The following is a 15,076-nucleotide window of genomic DNA, read 5'->3' on the forward strand; positions in this document are numbered from 1 at the left end:
AAGAATTAGCAGGATATTTTCTGCACGCGGTTATCATGACGACCACCTTCGAAGGATGTATTAAGGAACTTCGTTATTATACTTTTAGCAAGTTCTGCAGAAACATGTTTTGCCGGTATACACAACACATTTGCATTATTATGGCTTCTGGCTAGTTCAGCGAGTTCTTCATTCCAACAGATTGCAGCCCTGATTCCCTGATGCTTGTTGGCAGTCATAGCAACGCCGTTAGCGCTTCCGCAAATCAAAACACCAAAATCTTTTTCACCGTTTTCTACAGCACTCGCAACTGGATGAGCAAAGTCCGGATAGTCTACCGAATCCGCACTATACGTACCATAATCTTTTACGTCATTATCTTTCAGCACTTCAAGCAACATTTGCTTGTATTCAAAGCCTGCGTGATCAGCCCCAATTGCTATCGATTTATTAATCATCCTTGTAAAATTATAATTATTACTATATGTTAAACGTAACTTATTTGTGAGGATCGTTAATCGTTATAAAAATCAACTTCCGCTTTTAATCTTCGATTTTCAACGCGCGCCGAAATATAGATGCTCACCTCATAAAGCAGGAACAGAGGGAAACTAACAGTTAGCATCGTCAATAAATCAGGTGTAGGAGTCACTATCGCAGCGATGATCAGTATAATAACGGCGGCGTACCTCCTTGACGAGCGCATAAACGCGGGTGTCATAATACCCAATTTTGATAGAATAAATATGACGATGGGTAACTCAAAGATAATACCTGATCCTATTGTTAGCGTGGCCACCGTTGAAAAGTATGAATCAATAGTGATCTGATTATTGATGATATCACTTACCGTATAACCTGCCAGGAAGCTGATTGATAAAGGCGCAATTATGTAATAGCCGAATAAAATACCAATCAGGAAAAGCATAGTAGCATAGAAAGTGAAACCGCTGGCAGATTTCCGTTCTTTTTCATGCAGTGCGGGCTTCACAAAACGCCAGATCTCAAAAAGCAGGTACGGGAAGCCCAGAACTATACCGATCATCAGTGAAGAGTTCATTTGCAGGGTAAACTGCCCGGCCATTTCTGTATTGATAATGTTAAACGGTATTTTGGTTATACAAAAGTCGGGCCCCAGGTCAAACCTTTCGCCTATTGCGCACATCATCCGATAGGTCCAGAAATCCGGACTTTTCGGAGCCATGATGATCTTGTCGAATATGAAATCGTAAAATCCGAAAGCCAGTCCTGTAAAAACAAGAATAGCGAGCGATGCCCGGATCAAATGCTTACGCAGAACGTCGAGGTGATCAAAAAATGACATCTCGGCTTCCAGGTTCTTGCCTTTCTGTTTTACGGCTTTTATTAATGAACTATCTGTTTCGCTCATAAAATTTTAAACAAAAATACCATCCTTTAATATAGAGAATGGTATTTACGATACTTTTTGTTTTTTGGATCTCTACTCTGTTAGGTCGAACGTCTCCATGAATTTGGTAGTGAAATTACCAGCCCTGAAATTTGCATCCTTCATCAATCTTAAATGGAATGGGATCGTGGTTTTTATTCCTTCAATAACGAATTCGCTTAACGCTCTTTCCATTGTGCAAATAGCTTCTTCGCGGGTTTGCGCCACGCAAATAAGTTTAGCGATCATTGAATCGTAATAAGGAGGGATCTGGTATCCGGCATAAACGTGTGTGTCAACCCGTACTCCATGTCCGCCGGGCGAGTGAAAGTGTGTTATCTTCCCGGGTGATGGTCTGAAATTATTAAACGGATCTTCAGCATTAATACGGCATTCGATAGCATGCATCGTAGGTTCGTAATTCTTACCCGAGATGGGAATACCGGCTGCAACTTTTATTTGTTCCTTAATCAGGTCGAAGTTAATTACCTCTTCAGTAACAGGGTGTTCTACCTGGATCCTGGTATTCATTTCCATGAAGTAGAAATTACGATGCTTATCAACCAGAAACTCAACTGTTCCAGCCCCCTCGTAGTTCACAGCCTGAGCACCTTTTATTGCAGCGATCCCCATCTTTTCCCGAAGTTCTGGAGTCATGAAAGGAGAAGGTGCTTCCTCAATTAATTTTTGATGACGGCGCTGAATAGAGCAGTCACGTTCCGATAAATGGCAAACCGTCCCATACTGATCTCCAATAACCTGGATCTCAATATGACGCGGATCTTCTACGAATTTTTCCAGGTAAAGTCCATCATTTCCGAAAGCAGCCCCTGATTCCTGACGTGCTGAATCCCATGCATTTTCGAACTCTTCATCTTTCCACACGATACGCATCCCACGTCCACCACCCCCGGCAGTAGCTTTCAATATAATAGGATAACCAACTTCGTTCGCTATTTTAATCCCTGTTTTAACATCAGCAAGTAAACCTTCTGAACCGGGAATGGTAGGAACACCAGCCTTTTTCATCGTTTCCTTAGCAGATGCCTTATCACCCATACCATTTATTTGGTCGGCTGTTGCACCAATGAACTTAATGCCGTACTCATGGCAAATAGCAGAAAATTTTGAATTTTCAGAGAGGAAACCATAACCAGGATGAATAGCATCGGCATTGGTTAACTCAGCAGCTGAAATGATGTTAGGAATATTTAAGTATGAATCTTTACTTGCCGGCGGACCTATGCAAACGGCTTCGTCAGCAAAACGTACATGTAAGCTATCACGGTCAGCGGTTGAATATACTGCCACAGTCTTCACACCCATTTCTTTACAGGTTCGGATAATTCGAAGGGCTATTTCTCCGCGATTGGCAATGAGTATTTTTTTAAACATAGAGTATGATTTGTCAATGAGACAATTTGCTGATTTGTCAATAAATAGCTTACGTTATACTAATTGCCAAATTAACACATCAGCAAATTAGCATATTATTTACGCAGGCTCTACTAAAAATAAGGGTTGGTCGTACTCAACTGGGCTTGAATTATCTACAAGCACTTTAACGATCCTGCCCGATACTTCAGACTCAATCTCGTTAAACAGCTTCATTGCTTCTATAATACAAACTACCTGTCCGGTCTTTACTTCGTCGCCAACATTTACAAAAAATGGCTTATCAGGGCTTGCTGAACGGTAGAATGTACCGATCATTGGTGATTTAATGGTTATGTATTTTGATGTGTCGTCAATTGCGGGTTCAGCAATCGCCGGCTTTATTTCTGTTGCTAATGCAGGAGCAGGAGCGGCGGCGGCAGCCAGTGGCGGCGCTTGAGCCGGCGGCACACTGGCAGTTACGTAAGTAGGTGCCTGGTTAGTTTTGATGGTAATTTTAAACTCTTTCTGTTCAATTGAAACCTCATTAACGCCAGATCTGCTGACAAATTTGATGAGTTCCTGAATTTGTTTAATATCCATTTTGAGGGGTTTAGTTTAAAAGAAAATTGGTGAGCTAAAATTATGATAAAAATATAAAGTAAGGACTCTATTTTAATAGGCCCATCTAAGGTATATAGATCCCCATGTGAAACCTCCGCCAAATGCTGCCAGAATTAAATTGTCGCCCTTTTTAAGTTTGCTTTCCCACTCCCATAAGCATAGTGGAATAGTTCCGTTCGTGGTGTTACCATATTTTTCAATGTTTACCATTACTTTCTCAGAGCTCAAACCCGTACGGTTTGTGGTAGCATCAATAATTCTTTTGTTGGCCTGATGCGGAACCAGCCAGTCCACGTCTTCGGAACTAAGGTTGTTGCGTTCCATCACCTCAGCCGCTACGTCGGCCATGTTAGTGACAGCAAATTTAAAAACTGCCTGGCCTTCCTGGTAAAGGTAATGCTCGCGGTTGTCAATAGTTTCGTGCGTTGCAGGATTTAATGATCCACCAGCTGTTTGGCGAAGATACTGGCCGCCCGAACCATCGCTTTTTAAAATGGAATCTATCACTCCATAACCTTCAGTATTGGGTTCCAGAAGAACGGCACCGCAACCATCACCAAAAATGATGCAGCTCGTCCGATCCTGATAGTTAATTATTGAGGACATTTTATCACCCCCAACGACCAAAACTTTTTGGTGCTTGCCCGATTCAATGAATTGTGATCCGGTTGTTAAACCAAAAACAAAACCTGAACAAGCGGCATTAAGGTCGTAACCCCAGGCATTAACCGCTCCAATCTTATCCGCCAATACATTGGCTGAAGCTGGGAAAGGCATATCAGGAGTAGTGGTACAAAAAATGATCAGGTCAATTTCTGCTGCACTGATACCCCGTTTCTCCAGGAGGCCATTTACAGCATAAACAGCCATGTCTGAAGTGCCAAAATGACCTTTAAGTATACGGCGTTCCTTGATGCCTGTCCGGGAAGTTATCCACTCATCGTTAGTGTCAACCATTCCCTCTAGTTCTTTATTGGTTAATATATAGTCGGGTACATACCCGTTAACCGCGGTAATTGCAGCATGAACTTTTTGCATACGGAAATGGATTAGATTATTTATTAAAAGCTTCCGTGATCTTATCGATCAATTTAGCCTCGATCAATATTCTGGAAAGTAAAACCATATTTTTAATAGCCTCCGGACTCGAAATACCGTGACCTATAATAACCGGCGCATTTACTCCCAAAATTGGGCTTCCACCATATTGCTCGTAGTTAAACCGATCAAAAAATTCGTCTTTAAATCCTTTTTTTAATGTCAGACTATAAAAACTTTCAGCGAGTTTTAATGTCACGTTGCCAGTAAATCCATCGCAAACAATAACATCCGCCTTATCATTAAAGAGATCCCGGCCTTCAATGTTTCCGACAAAATTAAATAGACTGGTTTCTTTCATCAAAGGAAAGGTCGCCTGGGTAAGCATATTACCTTTCTCTTCTTCCTCACCTAGATTCATTAATCCCACTTTAGGATTATCCATCTTATAGATATGCTCGGCGTATAAACTTCCTAATACTCCAAATTGGAGTAACACGTCAGGTTTGCAATCGGCATTTGCGCCGACATCAAGCAAAATGCCGAACCCGCTTTTTAACTTAGGTATGTTGGATGCGATCGCCGGACGGGAAACGCCAGGTATTGTTTTAACACTAAACATGGCCCCAACCAGCATAGCACCAGTGTTACCAGCAGATGAAAAAGAGTCAATTTTACCCTCTTTCAAGTACTGAAAGCCTAAGCTTATACTTGAGTTTGGTTTTTGAAAAACTGCTTTGGTTGCATGTTCGCCCATACCGATTACCTCAGTTGTATGAACATATTCAAAAATATCTGGAGAGATGCCGTGTTCAGAAAGAAGAGGCAGGATTTGATCTTTATCCCCAAAAAGAACAAGCTTTTGATCAGCAGTTAAGGCTTTCTGGGCTGCAATTGCTCCCAAAACTGTTGCTTTGGGAGCGTAATCTCCGCCCATAATATCTAAGCCAATTCTCATTCGGTTATATTAATATTAATTGGCGAAGAAATGAGCATGAATGATACATTCATTTTTAAGGTCGTGAAGATCTGCAAATAACATAATGATCGCATAGTATAGTAGATTCCAGTATGATTTTTTTCACCCCAAAAAAGGGCGCCCGTGAAACACATAACACTAAACTAGGAGCTGTGTTTCTATGTCGGTTAATTCATGCCGGAATTCAACTTATGCAATAGATGTATTTTCAATAACCATTTTGCCATTGTAATACAGGTTACCGTCAACGTTATATGCACGATGAGGTAAATGTATGGCTCCGGTAGTCTGGCAGGTAGTTAAGCTAGGTGCCACCGCTTTATAATGCGTTCTTCTTTTGTCTCTTCTAGACTTAGATATTTTCCGTTTAGGATGTGCCATTGTTGTTAATGTTAATTATTTACTTTTTATGTTCTTTAACGCTTCCCAGCGTGGGTCGTCAGTACTATTATTTTCTTCTTGATTCTCACCGGAAAGTTCATCCAACTTTCGGATCATTTCTTTATCACACCATTCGGTGTTTCCTTCATCATCACAACGGCTTATATAGGGCACCGCCAGATTAATGTACTCGTAAATAAGGCCGGATACGTCGACCTCGAACTCATTACGATTTAACATAACGATTTCTTCTGTGTCGTCTTCGAGATTCTCATCACCGGTAAACTTCACTATCTGACGTTCTTCAATGTTGATGGCCGACGGATAATCAGCCAGGCAAACATCACAGCTTAAATGGATATTTCCGCTAATCGTGAACAACAGGATCAGTAAAGTTTCTTGCTTATCCATCTCCAGGTCAACCGTTAGGTCTCCGGATTTTACTAATGAATATTCAAACTCCTTAAAAAAAGCTTCTGTAACCTCGAATTTGAAGTTATGCTTGCCGATCTTAAGACCTTTAAATGGGATTCTGTATTCCTGTAACGATTTCAAAGCAACCAATTAAGCCCGCAAATTTAGGAAAAATAATTTAGTTGAAAATGCTTTTTTGTAAAAGGGAGCGGGATTATGACCCAGTTAGTCGCAAAGGTTGGAATAGAGCATTTAAAGCAGGTTTTTATTTAAATTCGGAGCGTTTCTTTCTCCATCTCCTCGCCATGTTAAAAAAATCATGGTCTATCTCTGAAAGGCTTCATTCCTTCAGAAAACCGTTGAGCATGCAAAATCAATCCCGGTCCTTTGACAGACGGCTGATCTTCAGAGGATTGGCAGTGAGCTCTGCACTTTCTCTGCGTCGCTTTACAATGTTCACAGCAGTAAACAGTGCTTCTCTGAAAGATTGTTCGGAAGCCAGATTTTTTCCGGCAATGTCATAGCCTGTGCCATGATCGGGCGAAGTACGAACCACCGGCAAACCTGCTGTAAAATTTACCCCATTGTGGAAGCTGATCTGTTTAAAGGGAATTAATCCCTGGTCATGATACATGGCTAAAACAGCGTCGAACTGTGAATAGGTACTATTAGCAAAAAAGCCATCTGCTGAATAAGGGCCAAACGCGAAAAGCCCCTGGCTATTAGCTTGTTCTATTGCAGGGATGATGGTTTCAATCTCCTCATTGCCGATCAAGCCATTGTCACCTGCATGGGGATTTAATCCTAACACTGCAATTTTTGGTTTCTGGATCCAGAAGTCTTTTTTCAAACTCTGATGCATCAGGTGCAGCTTTGCAACAATATTTTCAATGGTTACTTTCTGCGGAACCTCAGACACCGGGATATGCCCGGTCACCACGCCAACACGAAGATCCTCGCTCACCAGGAACATTAGTGAATCAGCAGAGCTGGTTTTAGCCTGGATATATTCAGTATGGCCGGCAAACTGAAAATTTTCACTTTGAATATTATGCTTATTAATCGGCGCAGTTACAAGTGCGTCAATATCGCCCGAAAGCAGATCTTCCATAGCCTTTTCCAGGGATAGGAAAGCATATTTTCCACCGGTTTCTGTTGTCTGGCCCAGTTCTATTTTCACATCTTCTTCCCAGCAGTTAATCATATTAGGCCTTTTGTCATGTGCCTGAGAAGGATTGTTGATCACATTGAAACTAAAATCAGCTATAGATAAAGTCTTGCGATGAAAAGAGGCAACTTTAGTATGGCCATATACTATCGGCGTACAGAAGTCGAGTATCTTAGTATCGATTAAAGTTTTAATGATCACTTCTAAGCCAATCCCGTTTACATCGCCTATAGATATTCCGACTTTAATTTTATTACTCATATGTTCATCAACTTAATCCCCGTTGCGGGGATCTTGCAAAATAAAGACTTTAATTTATTTATGAAGCCATATGGGGAAGAAGATTGTCTATGGCCATTCAAATATGGCAATTCTCCCACGTTTTTTGCCTTAATTTGCACTAAATACAGAAAATGAGTGTAGTAAAAGCCAAGAAGCATCTCGGACAACATTTTTTAACCGATAAAAATATTGCGGAAAAGATTGTCGGCAGCCTTCAGAAAACTGCAGAATATGGGCAGGTACTCGAAGTAGGGCCAGGGATGGGAATCCTGTCAGATATCCTGCTGCAGCAGACAGATTATCAAACTCACCTGATCGACATTGACATTGAATCTTTTAATTTTCTGCAGAAAAAATATCCTCAACTTGGCGATAAGTTAATAAATGGTGACTTCCTTAAGCTGAATTTTCCGGATGTGTTTCCAGGCAAATTCGGGATCATTGGCAATTTTCCGTATAATATATCTTCGCAGATCTTATTTAAGATCCTTGATAATCGTGATCAAGTTGTGGAAGTAGTTGGCATGTTTCAAAAGGAGGTTGCGCAGCGTTGTGCTGAAACTCCCGGAAGTAAGGAGTACGGTATACTAAGCGTTTTTCTCCAGACATACTATAAAGTTGAGTATCTATTTACCGTTAAAGCAGGTGTGTTTAATCCACCGCCTAAAGTACTTTCGGCTGTCATTCGCTTAACGCGAAACGATGTGGGGAAAATTGACTGTGATGAGAAACTTTTCTGGCAGGTAGTGAAGGCGGGTTTTAACCAGAGGCGAAAAACCTTGCGAAATGCCCTCGCATCTGTCGTGAACAAAGACCAAATGGGTGACGATCCGGTATTTGACCTTCGCGCAGAGCGTCTGGGAGTAGCCGAATTTGTAAGATTAACAAACCTGATCGGCTCTGCCCGCAACGCATCTAACAGTTAATATTAAATGAGCTCGAAAATCCTGATAGTGGATGACCTTCATCCCGCCTTCAAATTGGCGGCAACAAAATTAGGCTATCACTGCGATGATCAACCCGGGCTTACAAGAGAAGAATCCTTAGCTATCCTGGGCGATTATGAGGGACTGGTCATTCGCACTAAGTTCCAGGTTGACCGTGAAATAATTGACGCGGCACCTAAGTTGAAATTTATTGGGAGAGCTGGGGCAGGCATGGATAATGTTGATGAGGAGTATGCCAAATCTAAAGGCATTGCTTGTATTAATGCTCCGGAAGGTAACCGCGACGCCGTTGCAGAGCATGCTATTGCGCTATTGCTAGCTTTGGCAGTAAATCTCCGCAAAGGAGATCAGGAGATCCGAAATGGAATATGGGACCGCGAAAGTAATCGTGGCTGGGAGTTAAAAGGCAAGACCGTTGCCTTAATTGGTTACGGTAATACCGGTCAGGCGATGGCTCGCAAACTCTCTGGCTTTGATGTGGACATTATAGCTTTTGATAAGTACAAAACCGGCTACAGCGATGCATATGTTAGAGAGATGAGCATGGAACAGATCGTTAAACTGGCAGATGTATTAAGTTTCCACATTCCCTTGACCCGCGAAACCAGGCACATGGTAGATGAGGAATATCTTTTTCATTTCAAAAAACCAATCTTTCTCATCAACACAGCCAGGGGCGAAGTAGTGGATACCCAAGCGGTACTTAATGGAATTCAATCGGGAACCATATTGGGAGCCGGGTTAGATGTATTAGAAACGGAGAAATTTCCGGCTTTATCTCAAAAACCCTGGTTTGATGATCTCAAAGGAACCAGCAAGGTGATATTAAGTCCGCATGTAGCTGGCTGGACTTTTGATTCCTATCGCAAGATCTCGGAAGTATTAGCCGAAAAACTTAAAAATTTGGAAATCTAAGTAGTAAAATATTATCTTCGTGAAACACAAAACAAGACTATATTGGCTTAGGCCCGCATAGTCTTGTTTGTTTTTTATACTAGTATCAATTAAAACAAAAACACATGACCGAGGTAACTTATTATACCCAGGAAGGATTAGAAAAACTTAAAGAAGAACTACACTTCTTAAAGACAGAAGGAAGGGCGCAAATAGCAAAAGCAATTGCAGAAGCGCGGGATAAAGGAGACTTGTCGGAGAATGCTGAATATGATGCGGCCAAAGAAGCACAGGGACACCACGAATCAAAAATTTCCAAATTAACCAATGTGCTTGCCACTGCCCGATTAATTGATGAGTCTAAAATGGACACGTCAAAGGTGCTGGCCTTATCCATCGTAAAGATTAAAAATCTGAGCAATGGTGCCACCATGACCTATCAGCTGGTTTCAGAAACAGAGGCCGATATGAAAACCGGGAAGATTTCCGTGAAATCGCCTATCGCCCAGGGATTATTAGGAAAATCAGTTGGCGATAAAGCAGAAATTGCCGTTCCGGTAGGAGTGATTGAATTCGAAATTTTAGAAATAACAAGATAGGTTAGAGAGTTGCAGGTTTTAGGTTGCAAGTTGTAAGAAAGTTGCTGGTTATAAGTTGCAGGCTGTAAGTAAAAATTATCACAACTTATAAACTTCATCTCTAAACTCATTACCTGCCACTTGCAACTTAAAACTCTCTTTAAAACTTGCAACTAACAACTTAAAACTCTTTTCTATGGCTTCCATATTTTCAAAGATCATTTCGGGCGAAATTCCCTCTCATACCGTTGCAGAAACTGTAGACTTCCTGGCGTTTCTCGATATTCAGCCGTTAACCCGCGGGCACGTGCTGGTGATCCCGAAAGCAGAAGTTGATTATATCTTTGATCTGGATGACGAAGCATATGCCGGCCTGTGGATATTTGCACGCATTGTAGCCGATGGAATTAAACAGGCTATTCCCTGCAAGAAGGTTGGAATTGCAGTCATTGGATTAGAAGTTCCTCATACCCATATTCACCTGATCCCAATGAACAGGGTGGACGACATGAACTTCAGTAAACCGAAATTAAATCCTACAGATGAAGAACTCGCAGAGACAGCTGCACAAATTCGCGAGCGACTAAAAATTATTACCGAAGAATAGTTCTATTTGATCCTCTTCAGGTTGTCTTTTGCAAAAGCATCCCAGCCTGAATAGGACTTTTTCCCCGGATCAGAAGTCATTTTCTGAAAGCTATGGCATACTGCTACGGCCAATCCGTCGGTAGCATCTAAAAACTCAGGGCTTTCTGTAAACTTTAGCAAGGTTTTAAGCATAGCTGCCACCTGCTCTTTACCCGCATTTCCGTTTCCGGTAATCGATTGCTTTATCTTACGAGGCGAGTACTCAAAAATCGGAAGCTGACGAGAGAGTGCCGCTGCCATAGCTACGCCCTGTGCACGGCCAAGCTTGAGCATAACCTGTATATTTTTGCCATAGAACGGTGCCTCAATCGATAAGCAGTCAGGCTGGTATTGATCAATTAAAAGAACTGTTTTTTCAAAGATCTGCTTCAATTTTGAGGGATGATCATCGAGGTGTTCCATCCGTACTACCCCCATACAGATAAGGTCTACCTGCATTTTTACTTCTTTGACAATACCATAACCCATTACACTGGTTCCGGGGTCGATTCCTAAAATTACCCGCTCTTTTGACTTCTCTTTTAACACAAGACAATATTACAGGTTTTTAAAGGGGTTTTCGTCCACCAGCGAAGCCAAATTTGCAGGTTGCCTCAATAATTCAAATAGCCATGAATTGAGCTCACCTAATTTTTCATTTTCGTTTCGATTAGGTGCGAATACATTTGTCTTTTTCGATGAACTTCAACCCTCGATGAATTGACATGGGTTTGGACTGGTTCGTAACATGTTCGTATCAGGCCGTCAAAATGACGGCCTAACCGGAAGATGGGTAAAGGAAGGGCAGAGTCGAATAACTTCGTCCACGATTAACTTCTCAACGAAAGAAGTATCCGCGGAAATTAAAATTATTTACAAATTGTACCTCTCTATAGCTAATCCTTAAAAATTCGAATTAAGAAATCGCTTTTCTTAACATTGCAGTAAACTAGCCATTCGTTGAACCAAAAGAGCAAAAAGTATTTAAGCATTGTTTTTAAAGCCGCGATCTTAATTCTGGCGTTCTGGTTTATTTATAAAAAGCTGAGCGATAACGAAAATATCAGCAACTTTAACTCGCTGGCCAAAGCCTTATCGCCAAAAAGCGTATATCTTGTTCTGTTCGCAGTCTTCCTCCTCATGTTCCTGAATTGGTTTCTGGAGGCTTTAAAGTGGAAATTTTTAGTACAACGCATTGAAAAGATTAGCCTTTGGAAAGCGGTTGAATCAGTTTTTTGCGGCTTAACATGGGCTGTATTTACTCCCAATCGTATTGGTGAATATGGAGGAAGGGTATTTTTTCTTTCTCCGCGTAAGCGGGTTATCGGAGCAATCGCGATGGGAGTGGGTGCCATTGGTCAAATGGTAATCACCAATATCCTGGGGGCTCTCGCATTGTTGTGGTTCATCGGAAAGTTTTTACATCCCAACATTGTGGTGTATTATGCCTTGATTTTTTTAGTAGTTATTTTCTGTGGATTTTTCCTGCTCTTTTATTTTAATATCCGCTGGCTATATGGATTAATATCCCGAATCAGGTTTCTGAAGCCTTTTCAAAGGTTCTTTAGCATTTTAGGACGGTATAGCAAAAAGGAACTTTGGCAGGTCTTTCTTTACTGCATTTCCCGATTTGCGGTATTTACCACTCAGTATTGTCTTCTTATCTTTTTACTTATACCCGAAATCGCCCTGTTTGACATGGTGATGATGATCTTTATTTTATTCTTTGTCCAGTCGGCTTTACCTTCATTGGATCTGCTTGATATCGGCGTGAGAAGCATGACGGCGACGTACTTCTTTTCTTTTATTACTGGCCAGGATATAGCGATTATGGCCGCCACCGCTTGCATCTGGCTGGTTAATCTGATTATTCCTGCTATTTTAGGCTCCGTTTTCGTCTTAAAACTCAACTTTTTTGGTAACAATCGTAACTAGTGTTCTTACAGCCACTCTTACTCTATGGTATGTAGGTGTTGTATTTTATCTGCGGAAAGGCTGGCTAAATCTGCCGGATTACCAAAGCTCCGGCCGGAAGCCAACAAGCCGCATCACCGTTATTATTGCTGCCCGTAACGAGGAAGATAAGCTGGATTACACTATTCAGGATATACTAGCGCAGGATTTCCCGAAAGAGCTTTTAGAAATAATTGTTGTTGACGACCATTCTACAGATCGTACCTCCGAGATCATCTGTTCGTACTCAGACCAGGGTGTAGTCCTGCTAAAGTTGAACGAAGATAGACCTCTAAACTCATATAAAAAGAAAGCAATATCTGAAGCGATAAAAATTTCAACCGGCGAACTGATTGTAACTACAGATGCCGACTGCAGGATGGGGTCGCAATGGTTAAGAACGATTTCTGATTATTATCAGCAGCATAATTTTAAGATGATCTCGTCGCCTGTGGCTTTTTTCGAGGAGAAGAATTCTTTCGAAAAGATGCAGACGTTGGAGTTTTTGTATCTCATCGGATTAGGTGCTGCTACCATCGGACAGAAGATGCCATCTACCTGTAACGGTGCAAACCTCGCTTATCGTAAAGATGTCTTTTATGAAGTGAAAGGTTTCCGGGGTATTGATGATCTTGCTTCCGGTGACGATGAGCTGCTTCTGCACAAGGTGGCTTCCCATTACCCGGATGGAATAGGCTTCTGTAAATCACAAAACGCGATCGTTTACACGCATGCTAAGCCAAACCTGAGAGCTTTTATACAACAACGGAAACGGTGGGCTTCTAAAAGTACCAGGTATAAAAATAAAGGAATAGTGGCTTTAGGTGTTTCCATCTGGCTATTCAACCTGTTTATAATCGTTAACACGATTCTGGGATTTTATGATCCTGCTTTTTTCTGGCTGGCTGGTTTAAGTATTTTACTTAAATGTATCGCGGAACTCGCTTTTCTCATACCTATGAGCCGGTTTTCACGCCGTCGGGGTTTATTGCTTTTTCAGCCCATGCTGTCCATTATTCATGTTTTTTATTTCGTTTATATTGGTGTAGCCGGAAACTCCGGTAAATATAACTGGAAGGACAGGATGGTCAGGTAGGCTGACAGGTTGCCGAAGCGGGGCGATTGTTAGTCGGTTAGATCACTGGGCTTATCACGAGAACTTTGGGTAGTTTGGCCTTGAGTTCATAAGTTTACACCATACGCGGAATAACAATAGCACCTAACTAAAAACAATATGGATTACTCGCCTGCACAGCGGACATGGATAAGATTTAAAAGGAATAAGCTTGCAGTAAGTGGCGTTGTGATTATTGTTGTCATGATGTTAACAGGCTTTTTAGGGTACATAGTAATGCCCGATAAATCGCCAATGGCAAATAACATGCTGCTACAACTCAGCATAAAAAAGCCGGGGTCTTCATTCACCATCCTGAAGATAAATCAGAATCGGAAAATAGAAACGTTGAATTTTTTTCAGCAGATGCTTTATGGCCAACCACTTTCATATCGACAGGTGCCTATTACTTCTTATAGGTTCAAAGCAGATTCGATCATCGTAAGGGAATATATAGGTGACGAAGAGGTAGCTGAAGAAACCGGTTTTTCGTTAAAGCAGGTTCTGGGAGTAAATTATCGGATTGCTGGCAGTGATATCAAGCAGCGGCAGAAATTAATAAAAGAGCAACAGATAGTTGAAAAGACTTTCTGGCTGGGTACAGATATCTATGGCCGTGATCTTTTAAGCCGGCTAATTCTCGGTATCCGCATCTCACTATCTGTAGGGGTAATGGCTGTTTTTATATCTCTTTTTATAGGGATCACTTTGGGAGCAGTGGCAGGATACTATGGCGGTCGCGTGGACGCTGCCATCAGCTGGCTGATGAATGTAGTCTGGTCTTTGCCTGCATTGTTATTGGTCATAGCCATTTCATTTGCATTAGGAAAAGGCTTCTGGCAGATATTCATAGCCGTAGGTTTATCTATGTGGGTAGAAGTGGCCAGGTTGGTACGGGGTCAGATGATTGCACTGAAGCAGGTTGAGTATGTGGAGGCAGCAAAAGCATTAGGTTTTACCGATGGCCGGATCATCATGAAACATATACTGCCCAATTTGGCGGGACCGATACTGGTAGTTGCATCTTCCAACTTTGCGTCTGCCATACTACTTGAAGCCGGTTTAAGTTTCTTAGGTTTTGGCGCTCAGCCGCCCATGCCAACGTGGGGTGGAATGATTAAAGAACATTATGGTTATATTATTATTGATGCAGCATATCTGGCCATTTTGCCGGGATTAGCAATAATGCTGATGGTTTATGCATTTAATTTAGTCGCAATAGGCCTTCAGGATGCCTTTGATGTAAAATCACAAAATACAATTGTGTAACATTCTCATATAATTTTATAAATTTAGCGTTCACACTAACAGAAGCG

17 protein-coding genes are annotated in these 15,076 nt (G+C 41.5%); 7 read left to right on the top strand and 10 right to left on the bottom strand.

Translation table 11 applies throughout. The features are described from left to right. Positions 1-5: 5 nt before the first annotated feature. The 9 genes from rpiB to pdxA form a co-directional block, all read right to left on the bottom strand. A complete protein-coding gene (gene rpiB, locus AC1MCB_RS18480; RefSeq protein ID WP_479966197.1) occupies positions 6-437 on the bottom strand; it encodes a ribose 5-phosphate isomerase B in 432 nt (143 codons plus the stop codon). A 56-nt stretch (positions 438-493) separates the two neighbouring features. Continuing rightward, positions 494-1,369 carry a twin-arginine translocase subunit TatC gene (tatC, locus tag AC1MCB_RS18485; RefSeq protein WP_479966198.1) on the bottom strand — a complete coding sequence of 292 codons (876 nt, stop codon included), beginning with the start codon at positions 1,367-1,369 and terminating at the stop codon, positions 494-496. Positions 1,370-1,441: 72 nt separating this feature from the next. After that, positions 1,442-2,782: an acetyl-CoA carboxylase biotin carboxylase subunit gene (accC, locus tag AC1MCB_RS18490; RefSeq protein ID WP_479966199.1), complete on the bottom strand. Its 1,341-nt coding sequence runs from the start codon at positions 2,780-2,782 to the stop codon at positions 1,442-1,444. Between the two features lie 99 nt (positions 2,783-2,881). After that, positions 2,882-3,364 carry an acetyl-CoA carboxylase biotin carboxyl carrier protein gene (gene accB / locus AC1MCB_RS18495; RefSeq protein ID WP_479966200.1) on the bottom strand — a complete coding sequence of 161 codons (483 nt, stop codon included), beginning with the start codon at positions 3,362-3,364 and terminating at the stop codon, positions 2,882-2,884. A gap of 72 nt (positions 3,365-3,436) precedes the next feature. After that, a complete protein-coding gene (locus AC1MCB_RS18500; protein WP_479966201.1) occupies positions 3,437-4,423 on the bottom strand; it encodes a beta-ketoacyl-ACP synthase III in 987 nt (328 codons plus the stop codon). Positions 4,424-4,439: 16 nt separating this feature from the next. Further along, on the bottom strand, positions 4,440-5,381 hold the full coding sequence (gene plsX, locus AC1MCB_RS18505) for a phosphate acyltransferase PlsX (protein ID WP_479966202.1): 942 nt from the start codon (positions 5,379-5,381) through the stop codon (positions 4,440-4,442). A gap of 210 nt (positions 5,382-5,591) precedes the next feature. After that, complete coding sequence (rpmF, locus tag AC1MCB_RS18510) at positions 5,592-5,783, bottom strand: 50S ribosomal protein L32 (protein WP_479966203.1); 192 nt, start codon at positions 5,781-5,783, stop codon at positions 5,592-5,594. A 15-nt stretch (positions 5,784-5,798) separates the two neighbouring features. Next, entirely contained in the window at positions 5,799-6,338 is a 540-nt protein-coding gene (locus AC1MCB_RS18515) for a YceD family protein (protein ID WP_479966204.1), read from the bottom strand. 232 nt (positions 6,339-6,570) lie between these two features. Continuing rightward, entirely contained in the window at positions 6,571-7,626 is a 1,056-nt protein-coding gene (gene pdxA / locus AC1MCB_RS18520; protein ID WP_479966205.1) for a 4-hydroxythreonine-4-phosphate dehydrogenase PdxA, read from the bottom strand. A gap of 152 nt (positions 7,627-7,778) precedes the next feature. Between pdxA and rsmA the strand changes: the two genes are divergently transcribed. The 4 genes from rsmA (at position 7,779) to AC1MCB_RS18540 (ending at position 10,673) form a co-directional block, all read left to right on the top strand. After that, complete coding sequence (rsmA, locus tag AC1MCB_RS18525) at positions 7,779-8,573, top strand: 16S rRNA (adenine(1518)-N(6)/adenine(1519)-N(6))-dimethyltransferase RsmA (protein WP_479966206.1); 795 nt, start codon at positions 7,779-7,781, stop codon at positions 8,571-8,573. A gap of 6 nt (positions 8,574-8,579) precedes the next feature. After that, positions 8,580-9,509: an NAD(P)-dependent oxidoreductase gene (locus AC1MCB_RS18530; protein WP_479966207.1), complete on the top strand. Its 930-nt coding sequence runs from the start codon at positions 8,580-8,582 to the stop codon at positions 9,507-9,509. Between the two features lie 104 nt (positions 9,510-9,613). Further along, positions 9,614-10,087 (top strand): transcription elongation factor GreA, encoded by a 474-nt coding sequence (gene greA, locus AC1MCB_RS18535; RefSeq protein ID WP_479966208.1) that lies wholly within the window; start codon positions 9,614-9,616, stop codon positions 10,085-10,087. A gap of 175 nt (positions 10,088-10,262) precedes the next feature. Next, a complete protein-coding gene (locus AC1MCB_RS18540; protein ID WP_479966209.1) occupies positions 10,263-10,673 on the top strand; it encodes an HIT family protein in 411 nt (136 codons plus the stop codon). A gap of 2 nt (positions 10,674-10,675) precedes the next feature. Here the strand turns inward: AC1MCB_RS18540 and ruvC are convergent, their stop codons facing one another. Next, the gene (ruvC, locus tag AC1MCB_RS18545; protein ID WP_479966210.1) at positions 10,676-11,242 is read right to left on the bottom strand and encodes a crossover junction endodeoxyribonuclease RuvC; all 567 of its coding nucleotides are present in this window, start codon (positions 11,240-11,242) and stop codon (positions 10,676-10,678) included. A gap of 411 nt (positions 11,243-11,653) precedes the next feature. On the opposite strand from ruvC, the gene AC1MCB_RS18550 reads away from it, so the two are divergent. The 3 genes from AC1MCB_RS18550 to AC1MCB_RS18560 all read left to right on the top strand — a co-directional run bounded on the left by AC1MCB_RS18550 (position 11,654) and on the right by AC1MCB_RS18560 (position 15,029). Beyond that, a complete protein-coding gene (locus AC1MCB_RS18550; RefSeq protein WP_479966211.1) occupies positions 11,654-12,628 on the top strand; it encodes a lysylphosphatidylglycerol synthase domain-containing protein in 975 nt (324 codons plus the stop codon). Then, complete coding sequence (locus AC1MCB_RS18555) at positions 12,609-13,742, top strand: glycosyltransferase family 2 protein (protein ID WP_479966212.1); 1,134 nt, start codon at positions 12,609-12,611, stop codon at positions 13,740-13,742. The genes AC1MCB_RS18550 and AC1MCB_RS18555 overlap by 20 nt, the downstream gene beginning before the upstream one ends. Before the next feature lie 138 nt (positions 13,743-13,880). Further along, a complete protein-coding gene (locus AC1MCB_RS18560; protein ID WP_479966213.1) occupies positions 13,881-15,029 on the top strand; it encodes an ABC transporter permease in 1,149 nt (382 codons plus the stop codon). Positions 15,030-15,076 lie beyond the last annotated feature (47 nt).

The sequence above is a fragment of the Daejeonella sp. AP26 genome (assembly GCF_056680515.1).

Excerpts from the sequence above, each read along its gene's own strand:
- AC1MCB_RS18500 (WP_479966201.1), bottom strand. The coding sequence starts at position 4,423 with ATGCAAAAAGTTCATGCTGCAATTACCGCGGTTAACGGGTATGTACCC.
- AC1MCB_RS18540 (WP_479966209.1), top strand. The coding sequence starts at position 10,263 with ATGGCTTCCATATTTTCAAAGATCATTTCGGGCGAAATTCCCTCTCAT.
- AC1MCB_RS18530 (WP_479966207.1), top strand. The coding sequence starts at position 8,580 with ATGAGCTCGAAAATCCTGATAGTGGATGACCTTCATCCCGCCTTCAAA.
- accC (WP_479966199.1), bottom strand. The coding sequence starts at position 2,782 with ATGTTTAAAAAAATACTCATTGCCAATCGCGGAGAAATAGCCCTTCGA.
- tatC (WP_479966198.1), bottom strand. The coding sequence starts at position 1,369 with ATGAGCGAAACAGATAGTTCATTAATAAAAGCCGTAAAACAGAAAGGC.
- rpiB (WP_479966197.1), bottom strand. The coding sequence starts at position 437 with ATGATTAATAAATCGATAGCAATTGGGGCTGATCACGCAGGCTTTGAA.
- greA (WP_479966208.1), top strand. The coding sequence starts at position 9,614 with ATGACCGAGGTAACTTATTATACCCAGGAAGGATTAGAAAAACTTAAA.
- rsmA (WP_479966206.1), top strand. The coding sequence starts at position 7,779 with ATGAGTGTAGTAAAAGCCAAGAAGCATCTCGGACAACATTTTTTAACC.
- accB (WP_479966200.1), bottom strand. The coding sequence starts at position 3,364 with ATGGATATTAAACAAATTCAGGAACTCATCAAATTTGTCAGCAGATCT.
- AC1MCB_RS18560 (WP_479966213.1), top strand. The coding sequence starts at position 13,881 with ATGGATTACTCGCCTGCACAGCGGACATGGATAAGATTTAAAAGGAAT.
- plsX (WP_479966202.1), bottom strand. The coding sequence starts at position 5,381 with ATGAGAATTGGCTTAGATATTATGGGCGGAGATTACGCTCCCAAAGCA.
- pdxA (WP_479966205.1), bottom strand. The coding sequence starts at position 7,626 with ATGAGTAATAAAATTAAAGTCGGAATATCTATAGGCGATGTAAACGGG.
- rpmF (WP_479966203.1), bottom strand. The coding sequence starts at position 5,783 with ATGGCACATCCTAAACGGAAAATATCTAAGTCTAGAAGAGACAAAAGA.